Genomic DNA, 9,997 nt, shown 5'->3' with positions numbered 1-9,997 from the left:
GTGCATGGGCATCACCCAGCACCACGTCGGCACCGCCAACGTGCGCGCGCTGTCGATCCTGCAGCTTGCTCTGGGCAACATCGGGGTGCCGGGCGGTGGCGCCAACATCTACCGCGGCCACGACAACGTGCAGGGCGCCACCGACATTGGCCCGAACGCCGACTCGCTGCCTGGCTACTACGGGCTGGCGGAAGGCGCCTGGAAGCACTTCGCCGCAGCCTGGGGAGTGGACTACGACTGGCTGCTGTCGCGCTACGGCTCCAAGGAGCTGATGGAAAAGCCGGGTATCACGGTGTCGCGCTGGTATGACGGCGTCAACGAACTAAACCAGTACATCGACCAGCCGAGCAACCTGCGCGCCGTGTTCTACTGGGGCCACGCGCCCAACAGCCAGACCCGCCTGCCGGACATGAAGGCGGCCATGCAAAAGCTTGACATGCTGGTCGTGATCGATCCTTATCCCAGCATGACCGCCGCCATGCACGGGCGCGAGAACGGCGTCTACCTGCTGCCTGCCGCGTCGCAGTTCGAGACCCACGGCTCGGTGACCGCATCGAACCGCAGCCTGCAATGGCGCGAACGCGTGATCCAGCCTCTGTTCGAGTGCAAGACCGACCACGAGATCATGTACCTGCTGGCCAAAAAGCTCGGCTTCGGCGACGAACTGGTCAGGAACATCCAGGTGGTCGAGAACGAGCCTGTCGTCGAGGACATCCTGCGCGAGATTAACCGGTCCTGCTGGACCATCGGTTACACCGGCTGTTCGCCCGAGCGGCTCAAGCTGCACATGCTCAACAAGCACACTTTCGACCCGACCACGATGCGCGCCGACTACGGTCCGTGCAAGGGCGACTACTACGGCTTGCCGTGGCCGTGCTGGGGCACGCCGGAACAGAATCACCCCGGCACGCCGATTCTTTACGACCTGTCCAAGCCGGTGGCCAAGGGTGGCCTGCCGTTCCGCGCCAACTGGGGCGTCGAGCACAATGGCCAGAGCCTGCTGGCCGCGGACGGCTCGACCAACGCCGATAGCCAGATCGACACCGGCTACCCGGAATTCGACCATGTGTTCCTCAAGAAGCTGGGCTGGTGGAACGAGCTGACACCGGACGAGCAGGCCAAGGCCGAAGGCAAGAACTGGAAGACCGACCCGTCCGGCGGCATCATCCGGGTCGTCATCGCCCACGGCTGCGCGCCGTACGGCAACGCGCGGGCCCGCGCCAACGTCTGGAACTTCCCGGACCCGGTGCCTGTGCACCGCGAGCCGCTGGTCACGCCGCGGCGCGACCTGGTGGCCAAGTATCCGACCTACGACGACAAGGCCAACTTCTGGCGCCTGCCGACCCTGTACAAGTCGGTGCAGCAGGTGGACTTCTCGAAAGAATTCCCTTTGATTATGACCTCGGGCCGGCTGGTCGAATACGAGGGCGGCGGCGACGAAACCCGCTCCAATCCCTGGCTGGCCGAGCTGCAGCAGCACATGTTCTGCGAGGTCAATCCGCACGACGCGGCCCAGATCGGCGCCCGGCGGGGCGACTACATCTGGGTCGAGACGCCGACCGGGGCGCAGATCAAGGTGATGGCCCTGGTCACGCAGCGCGTGCCGATCGGCATCGTGTGGATGCCGTTCCACTTCGGCGGCTGGTGGATGGGAGACGACCTCAAGAACCGCTACCCGGAGGGCGCTGCCCCCATCGTGCGCGGCGAGGCGGTCAACACCGCGTGGACCTACGGCTATGACGCCGTGACGATGATGCAGGAAACCAAGGTATCGCTGTGCCGCCTGCGGCGCGCGTGACGGCGAAGACAGGAGGGCGACATGGCGGCAAGGATGAAATTCATATGCGACACGGAGCGCTGCATCGACTGCAATGGTTGCGTGACGGCCTGCAAGAACGAGCACGAGCTACCCTGGGGCATCAACCGCCGCCGCGTGGTCACGATCAATGATGGCGTGCCGGGCGAGCGCTCGGTGTCGGTCGCCTGCATGCACTGCACCGATGCGCCTTGCCTGGCGGTGTGCCCGGTCAACTGCATCTACCACACGCAGGACGGCATCGTCCTGCACAGCAAGGACATGTGCATCGGCTGCGGCTACTGCTACTACGCGTGCCCGTTCGGCGCGCCGCAGTTTCCGTCGAGCGGCTTGTTCAACCATCGCGGCAAGATGGACAAGTGCACGTTCTGCAACGGCGGCCCGGAAGAGGACCTGTCTGAGGCCGAATTCAAGAAGTACGGCCGCAACCGCATCGCCGAGGGCAAGCTGCCGGCCTGCGCCGGGCAGTGCGCCACCAAGGCGCTCTTGGGCGGCGACGCCGACGTGGTGGCCGACATCTACCGCCAGCGGGTGGAAACGCGCGGCTATGGTCCTGAGCTGTGGGGCTGGAAGATCGCCTACGGCAAGCCCAAGCGCGGCGGCGAGGTCCAGGCCAAGGGCGATGTTCCCCGTGTGGACCAGGACCTGAATGATTTCCAGAACAATCCGCGGAGGTTCCCGTGATGAGGCCGTTCAAACTGGGCGCGGCGTTGTTGCTGCCGCTGTTGTTGTGCGGCTGCCTGGAGGTCGAGCAGGAAGTGCCCTGGCTGCACGGCAAGTACGCGGGCAAGCCGGACAACCTGCCGCAGCACACGCTGTTCCACAACGACCGGCTGGCCTGGATGGCGGCGATCCATAACCGCAACAACTTCCAGAACGAGTACAACCGCGCCAACCCGTAGGAGGAACGCCATGCACGCCAACCTGAACGCCATCCGCGCCATGCTGGCCCTGCTGCTGGCGCTGTCGGTGACGGCAAGCTGGGCCGGAGTGCCGAACAAGCGTGCCGTGCCGGCCTATGCGGACGAGCAGACCATGATGCAGGTCGAGGCCGATTCGCACGTACCGGAACCTCGCCTGATGGATTCGGCGTCGGGGCGGACCCACTTCGACCGCCATTTCCTGGGCCAGTACGGCGCAAATGAGGGGGACGTGATCCTCCAGCGCGGCGGCAGCACCTGGCGCGTGTGGCGCAATGGTCCCCTCGCCACTATCGCGGGTACGATCATGGTGCTGGCGCTGATCGTCATTGCCGTGTTCCACGGCGCGGTCGGGCCGGCGCGCATCGATGCGCCCGAATCCGGGCGGCGCATGCGGCGCTTTTCCGACTGGGAACGCTTCATACACTGGGCGAACGCGATCAGTTTCGTGCTGCTGGCGATCACCGGCCTCATCATCTTGTTCGGCAAGAATCTCCTGTTGCCCCTGCTCGGACATAACGCCTTTTCGACACTGGCCCTTTTGTCCAAGTACGTGCACAACTTTTTCGGTCCGCTGTTCATCGTGTGTTCGGTGCTAATGTTCATCACCTTCGTCCGCCGCAATTTTTTTGATCGTTGGGACTGGCAGTGGATCAAGCAGGGTGGCGGCCTGGTATCGCACAAGCATGTTCCCGCCGGCTTTTTCAACGCTGGCGAAAAGGCCTGGTTCTGGCTCGGTCTTGGGCTGCTGGGCATCGTGATGTCAATCACCGGCCTGATCCTGGATTTCGTGACCTTTGGCCAGACGCGCTACGTCCTGCAAGTGGCCAACTACCTGCACATCGCCGGCGCCACCCTCTACATCGCCGCGGCGCTGGGCCACATCTATATCGGCACCCTGGGCACCCCGGGGGCGTACGAGGCGATGCGCCATGGCACCGTCGACGAGGAATGGGCCAAGGCCCACCACCGGATCTGGTACGAGCGCGTCAAGGCCAACCAGGCACCAAGCGGCCCGTACCCCGACGGCGTGCCGCCTGCGTCGCCGCCACAGCGCTCCCCGTTGGGGGGAACGCGATGAACTCGACGAGCATTGTGATGCGCATCGCGGCGGCCGCGCTGCTGCTGGCGGCGGCTGGTTGCCAGAAGCATGCCGAATCCGTGAGCGGCGTAATCCAAACCAAGTTCCCCGGCCAGGTATCGGCTGGCGGTGGCACTAGCGGCCAAGTGCTGGCGCGCAATGCCAAGCCCACGGTCGAGGGCACCTATGCCGGCGGCACGCCGGGCATCGCGGGCGGTGCGGGCGGCAATACCGCCGGCGCCGCGACGGCCGGCAATGTGCAGGAGTCCGGCCAGGGTCCCTCGCAGGGAACGACCCAGCCGGCCAGCGTGGGACAAGCGGGCGCCCAACTGCCGCCCGGCGAACATGCCACCCCCGCCGCGCCGCCGCCGAACCTGACGGGAGGCGCGGCCTCGCACCAGGGACCAGCTTCGCCGGCTGCGCCCGGCACATTGAAAGGGAAATGATGAAGTACACCAGACGACTGCGCCTCGCGGGTGTCGCGCTCGCCGCCGCCTGCTGGAGCGCCATGGCCGGCGCTGCGCTGCCGCCGCCCACGCCCGAACAGGCGCAAGCGGCCGCCGAGAAAAAGGCCAAGGCCGACGCCCAGGCGCAGCAGGAAAAGCAGGAGCTGCTGGCGACGATGGACACCATTGCCGCCCGCTGGCGTTCACGCGCCGCCGTCCAGGGCTATACCGTGCATCCGCCGGTCCAGTTGGCGGCCCAGTCTGCGCCCGCTCCGGTGCGCAGCGAAAAGCTTGGCACCGCGCCGCCCAGCGCGGACGTCAAACAGGCGGCGACTCCGTCCCTGCCGGCCGGCACGCGGCCGGCGTCGGGCAAACCCATGAGGCCAGTGCGATGAAGACGGGAAGCATGCCGATCGCGGTGCTGATGCAGCGCCGCTCGCTCAAGCACCCCTGGGCCGACGAGGCATGGGCCGCAGTGGGCGTGGTGCCCGACCGAGGCAACCTGCCGCCCCTGCAAGTGCTGAGCGTGAGCGCGGAACGCGACTACTACCTGGTCTCGGGCCTGGAACTCGAACTGTACCCGGACGAACATGAAGGCTACTTTGAAAACTGCGTGGCGCCCGAATCAAAGGTGTTCGTGTTGTGGCGCATGCAGGACGGCCGCGCGATGCCGGTGCGCGCCTCGGTCAGTTATGTCGAAGGCACGCGCATGTTCGATTCGGGCGAACAGGCCGACGGCGTGACGATGCCGGCCGAAATCTACGCATGGCTTGCCGACTACCTGCGCGAGCATTACCAGCCCAAGCCGCGCCGCGGACGGCAACACGGATGACAGGAGCGCTCATGGCTGAAGAAGGATTCCTGCGCCGCTGGTCGCGCATGAAGGCGCAAGGCGGCGCGCCAACCGAGGCGGACGAGGTCGAGCGCCTCGACCTGTCTCCGCTCGCGCAGACCACGCCGCATCCGCCGGTCGCGCCAAACTCGCAGGCACCCGCTGGGGGCCAACCGTCGCCCACGCTGGAGGACGTCGCCACGCTCACCGCCGACGCCGATTTCTCAGACTTTGTCAGCCAGGGCGTGGACAAGGCGGTGCAGCGGCTGGCGATGAAAAAGCTTTTCTCGGACCCGCACTTTCACGTGATGGACGGACTGGACGTCTACATCGACGACTACACCAAATCGGAGCAAATCCCGGCCGCCATGCTTGCGCAGCTGGCGCACGCGCGATCGGTTTTCGGACCGGTGGCCGAGCACGAGCAGCCCGGGCACGATTCGGTCGAGCAGATTCCTGAAGGCCCGGACAGGGACGAAGGCGCCACCGACCAGCCGCCGCCAGAGGCGCAGCCCGAGCACGAATCGATCGAACAGGACCAGGAGTCCCCGGAACCGGACGAGGGCGCGACGGACCAGCCGCCACGCGAAAACCTTACCGTCGTTCCCGCGCAGGCGGGAATCCATGCTGAGGTTCGGAATACGCTCAGCATGGGTTCCCGCCTGCGCGGGAACGACGACTCTGGCACATTGCCATCCCCTTAGAAACCACGCATGAACATACGATTTGACGAAGGGCAGGGCAGCGACCCGCTGCAGGACCAGCGCGACGCGCTTGCCCGCGCCGCGGCGCTCGATGCCGCGCAGGCGCTGTCCGACCCGGAAGTCCTCGATTCGGTCAGCTACCGATCGCAGGGCAACACACTGGTTGCCGGCTTCGCCGCCGATGCCTTGCCGCTGGCCGACCGGCTGGCCCAGGCGCTGCCGGTCACCGTGCTGCTGCTCGATGGCGACGTCGCCAACGTCACGCGCGCCTACCCGGTCCACACCGCACGCGCGATCGCGCTCACCGGCTGGCTGGGCGCGTTCGAAGCGCGCTGGCAGGCGTCGGGCCAGGACGCGCAAGAAGCCCGTTTCGACCTCGTTCTCGACCTGTGCCCCGCGCGCCTGCTCGCAAGCCACCAGCGCCCGCACGGCTACTTCGCGCCGGGCGCGAGTGACACTGGACGCAACGCGGCCGTGGCCGATATGCTGGAGATGGTGGGCGAGTTCGAAAAGCCCAAATACTTCGCGTACAAAGAAAGACTGTGCGCGCACAGCCGCAACACGCGCAGCGGCTGCAATGCCTGCATCGACATCTGTTCGGCCAAGGCGATCCAGGGCGCGGGCGAGAAAATCCAGGTCAACCCCTACCTGTGCGCCGGCTGCGGCGCCTGCACCACCGTCTGCCCGAGCGGCGCCCTCGGCTACGCCTACCCGCCGGCCACGCACACCGGCCGGCGCCTCAAGGCCGCGCTGCGTGCCTACCTGGACGCTGGCGGCAGCGACCCGGTGATCCTGTTCCACGACACCGGGGACGGCGCCGCGCTGGCACTTCAGGCGCAGGACGCACCGCAGGCGATCCCCGGCCGCGTGATCCCGCTGCCGCTGTACCACACCGCTTCCACCGGCATCGATGTCTGGCTCGCGGCGCTGGCGTACGGCGCGCGCGGCATCACCGTTCTGATGACGGGAACCGAGGCCCCGCAATACGCGCAGGCGCTCGGCCAGCAGATGACCATCGCCCAGACCGTGCTGGCCGGCCTTGGCTACGCCGGCCCGCACTTCCAGCTGCTGCGCGCGTCCTCGCCCGAGGAACTGGTCGTCGCACTGCGCCACGCCCCGCGCGGCCAGGTCCCGCAGCAGACCGCGACCTTCAACCTGGCGCAGGACAAGCGCAACACCCTCGACTACGCACTCGACCACTTGCACCGCCACGCACCGGGGCAGCCGCAGCACGTGGCGCTGCCGGCCGGCGCGCCGTTCGGCTTTGTTGCGATCGACAAGGACAAATGCAGCCTGTGCATGGCCTGTGTCGGCGCCTGCCCGGCCGGCGCACTGCAGGACGGCCAGGGCCTGCCGCAACTGCGCTTCATCGAAAAGAACTGCGTGCAGTGCTCCCTGTGCGTGACCACCTGCCCGGAACACGCGCTCGCGCTCGAGCCGCGCATGTCGTTTGCCGACACGCGCAACCAGGCGGTCGTGCTCAACGAGACAAGGCCTTTCCACTGCATCAGATGCGACAAACCGTTCGGCACGCTGCAGATGATCGAGAACATGCTGTCCCGGCTGTCCGGGCACGCCGCCTTTGCCGACAACCTGGATCGCATCCGCATGTGCGGCGACTGCCGGGTGGTCGACATGCTGCAGGACCAGCAGGAAGCCAAAGTGACCCAGTTGCGCCGAACGTAGGTTCGCGCGCACGGCTCCCGCGCGCCGTGGCACAATGGATGGCAGAGTCATCCGGCCGAAGAAGCCGGAGCCCATCCGCACAGCGACAGGAGACAGACATGACGCCATACCAGCGCTTCATCGAGGCGCGCGACTTCCTGCAACGACACCGCACGGATTACGAGACCGCCTGCCGCGACTACCAGCCGCCCCAACTCGAGCAGTTCAACTGGGCGCTCGACTTCTTCGACGAACAGGCCAAGGGCAATGACGCCATCGCCCTGTGGGTGGTCGGCGAGGACGGGAGCGAAGAAAAGATCACGTTCGCGCACATGGCCGCGCGCTCGACGCAAGTGGCCGAATACCTGCGCGAATGCGGCGTGGAGCGCGGCGACCGGGTGCTCGTGATGCTGCCCAACCGAACCGAGCTGTGGGAGATCATGCTGGCCGGGATCAAGCTTGGCGCGGTGCTGGTGCCCACCACCATGCTGGTCTCGCCCAGCGACCTGGCCGACCGCCTCGAACGCGGCCGCATCAGGCACGTGATCGCGCAGGTGTCCGAGGCGCACAAGTTCGCCGGCCTCGCGGGCAACTACACTCGCATTGCCGTGGGCGGCAAGCCTGAAGGCTGGCGTGACTTTGCCGACAGCCGTCAGGTGCTGACCGTCTTCACCCCTAACGGCGAAACGCGCGCCACCGATCCGATGCTGCTGTACTTCACGTCCGGCACCACCGCCCAGCCCAAGCTGGTCCTGCACAGCCACCAGAGCTACCCAGTCGGCCATCTGTCGACGATGTACTGGATTGGCCTGCAGCGCGGCGACGTTCACTGGAACATCAGCTCGCCGGGCTGGGCCAAGCACGCGTGGAGCTGCTTCTTCGCCCCGTGGAACGCCGGCGCCACCGTCTTCGTCTACAACTACGAACGCTTCTCGGCGCGCGCATGCCTGGACACCATCGTGCGCTGCGGCGTGACTTCGCTGTGCGCTCCGCCGACGGTATGGCGGATGATGATCCAGGAAGACCTGACCCAATGGAAGCCGCCGCTGCGCGAACTGGTGGGCGCGGGCGAGCCGCTCAACCCGGAAGTGATCGACCAGGTACGCCGCGCCTGGGGCATCACCATTCGAGACGGCTACGGCCAGTCCGAGACCACCTGCCAGATCGGCAACAGCCCCGGCCAGCCGGTCAAGTCCGGTTCGATGGGCCGGCCGCTGCCCGGCTACCAGGTCAAGCTGCTCGACATCGACGACCAGCCAGCGAGCGAGGGCGAGATCTCGCTCGCGCTCGACCCGTGTCCGCTCGGCCTGATGCTCTGCTACGAAGGCGACGGCGAAAAAACGGCCGACGTCATGCGCGGCGGCCACTACCATACCGGCGACACTGCCAGCGTCGACGCCGACGGCTACTATTTCTACGTCGGCCGCAACGACGACGTGTTCAAGTCGTCCGACTATCGCATCAGCCCCTTCGAGCTGGAAAGTGTGCTGGTCGAGCACGAGGACGTGCTGGAAGCGGCAGTCGTGCCCAGTCCCGACCCGCTGCGCCTGTCGGTGCCCAAGGCTTTCGTCACGCTGCGTCAGGGCGTGGAGCCGGGCCGCGAGGTGGCCCGGAACTTGTTCGCGTTCACGCGCGAGCGGCTCGCGCCGTACAAGCGCATTCGCCGCATCGAATTTACGGAACTGCCCAAGACCATCTCCGGCAAGATCCGCCGCGTCGAACTGCGCCGGCAGGAGGCCGCAAAGGGCGGCGGGGTCGAGTACCGCGAGGAAGAATTCGGCAGCAATTGAAGGACCGGGCCACAAGCCCGGCAGGCGCAGCAGATCGACCGTCAACCTAGCATTCCCATGGAGAAGACTATGCAACGCATTGCCAAGATTACCCCATGCTTGTGGTTTCATCGGGACGCGGAAGAGGCGGCCCAGTTCTATGTCGGCGTGTTTCCCGAATCCCGCATCACGGCGATCAGCCGCTACGGCGAAGCCGGCCGCGAATTCCACGGCAAGGAGCCGGGCGAGGTGTTGACGGTCGCATTCGAACTGTGCGGCCAATCGTTCACGATCCTCAATGGGAGCCAGGCTTTCCCGTTCACTGCCGCGATCTCGTTCCAGGTCAGCTGCGAGACCCAGGACGAAATCGACTACTACTGGGATCGGCTGGGCGAGGGCGGTGACGAGGCCGCACGCCAGTGTGGCTGGCTGGCGGACAAGTACGGCATGTCATGGCAGATCGTGCCCAGCATGATCGCCGAACTGCTGGATTCCTCGCAGCCCGAGCGTGTGAACCGCGTGATGGCTGCGCTGATGCCGATGAAAAAGCTCGATATCGCCGCGTTGCGGCAGGCGTGGGCTGGTTGAACTAGTCGTACGGCTTACAACAATAGTTAGCCCAAAAAAATCGTCGTCCCTCCCATGGGTCGGCACGACTCCCCGCGCAGGCGGGGACCCATGCTGAGCCTGATTTCACGCTGCCTATGGCGGGAACAGCGCCAGTGGCGCTGTTCCCGCCAAGGGGGGCGCCGAGCCCGGGAACG

11 protein-coding genes are annotated in these 9,997 nt (G+C 66.4%); all 11 read left to right on the top strand.

Annotated elements, in window-relative coordinates; translation table 11 throughout:
* Positions 1–1,798 (top strand): formate dehydrogenase subunit alpha (locus E4O92_RS09425; protein ID WP_167759745.1); only part of this gene is annotated, 1,798 nt, incomplete at its 5' end.
* A gap of 33 nt (positions 1,799–1,831) precedes the next feature.
* Positions 1,832–2,500, top strand: coding sequence for a formate dehydrogenase FDH3 subunit beta (fdh3B, locus tag E4O92_RS09420; protein ID WP_135189510.1), 669 nt, complete (start codon positions 1,832–1,834; stop codon positions 2,498–2,500).
* A complete protein-coding gene (locus E4O92_RS09415) occupies positions 2,500–2,718 on the top strand; it encodes a hypothetical protein (RefSeq protein ID WP_135189509.1) in 219 nt (72 codons plus the stop codon). The genes fdh3B and E4O92_RS09415 overlap by 1 nt, the downstream gene beginning before the upstream one ends.
* A gap of 10 nt (positions 2,719–2,728) precedes the next feature.
* Positions 2,729–3,817, top strand: a complete 1,089-nt coding sequence (locus E4O92_RS09410; RefSeq protein ID WP_135189508.1) for a formate dehydrogenase subunit gamma — start codon at positions 2,729–2,731, stop codon at positions 3,815–3,817.
* Positions 3,814–4,263 carry a hypothetical protein gene (locus E4O92_RS09405; RefSeq protein WP_135189507.1) on the top strand — a complete coding sequence of 150 codons (450 nt, stop codon included), beginning with the start codon at positions 3,814–3,816 and terminating at the stop codon, positions 4,261–4,263. The genes E4O92_RS09410 and E4O92_RS09405 overlap by 4 nt, the downstream gene beginning before the upstream one ends.
* Positions 4,260–4,658, top strand: a complete 399-nt coding sequence (locus E4O92_RS09400; RefSeq protein WP_135189506.1) for a hypothetical protein — start codon at positions 4,260–4,262, stop codon at positions 4,656–4,658. The genes E4O92_RS09405 and E4O92_RS09400 overlap by 4 nt, the downstream gene beginning before the upstream one ends.
* Positions 4,655–5,095 carry a DUF3305 domain-containing protein gene (locus E4O92_RS09395; protein ID WP_135189505.1) on the top strand — a complete coding sequence of 147 codons (441 nt, stop codon included), beginning with the start codon at positions 4,655–4,657 and terminating at the stop codon, positions 5,093–5,095. Before E4O92_RS09400 ends, E4O92_RS09395 begins: the two co-directional genes overlap by 4 nt.
* Positions 5,096–5,106: 11 nt before the next feature.
* A complete protein-coding gene (locus E4O92_RS25155; protein ID WP_229483209.1) occupies positions 5,107–5,799 on the top strand; it encodes a DUF3306 domain-containing protein in 693 nt (230 codons plus the stop codon).
* A 9-nt stretch (positions 5,800–5,808) separates the two neighbouring features.
* Positions 5,809–7,485 carry a 4Fe-4S dicluster domain-containing protein gene (locus tag E4O92_RS09385; protein WP_135189504.1) on the top strand — a complete coding sequence of 559 codons (1,677 nt, stop codon included), beginning with the start codon at positions 5,809–5,811 and terminating at the stop codon, positions 7,483–7,485.
* A gap of 98 nt (positions 7,486–7,583) precedes the next feature.
* Positions 7,584–9,254 carry an AMP-binding protein gene (locus E4O92_RS09380; protein WP_135189503.1) on the top strand — a complete coding sequence of 557 codons (1,671 nt, stop codon included), beginning with the start codon at positions 7,584–7,586 and terminating at the stop codon, positions 9,252–9,254.
* A 69-nt stretch (positions 9,255–9,323) separates the two neighbouring features.
* Positions 9,324–9,821 carry a VOC family protein gene (locus tag E4O92_RS09375; protein WP_135189502.1) on the top strand — a complete coding sequence of 166 codons (498 nt, stop codon included), beginning with the start codon at positions 9,324–9,326 and terminating at the stop codon, positions 9,819–9,821.
* Positions 9,822–9,997: the final 176 nt, after the last annotated feature.

The sequence above is a fragment of the Massilia horti genome, assembly GCF_004614195.1.
GTDB lineage: Bacteria > Pseudomonadota > Gammaproteobacteria > Burkholderiales > Burkholderiaceae_D > Telluria > Telluria horti.
Note: the sequence above shows the minus strand (reverse complement) of the source record. Positions and strands in the feature narration are given on the sequence as shown.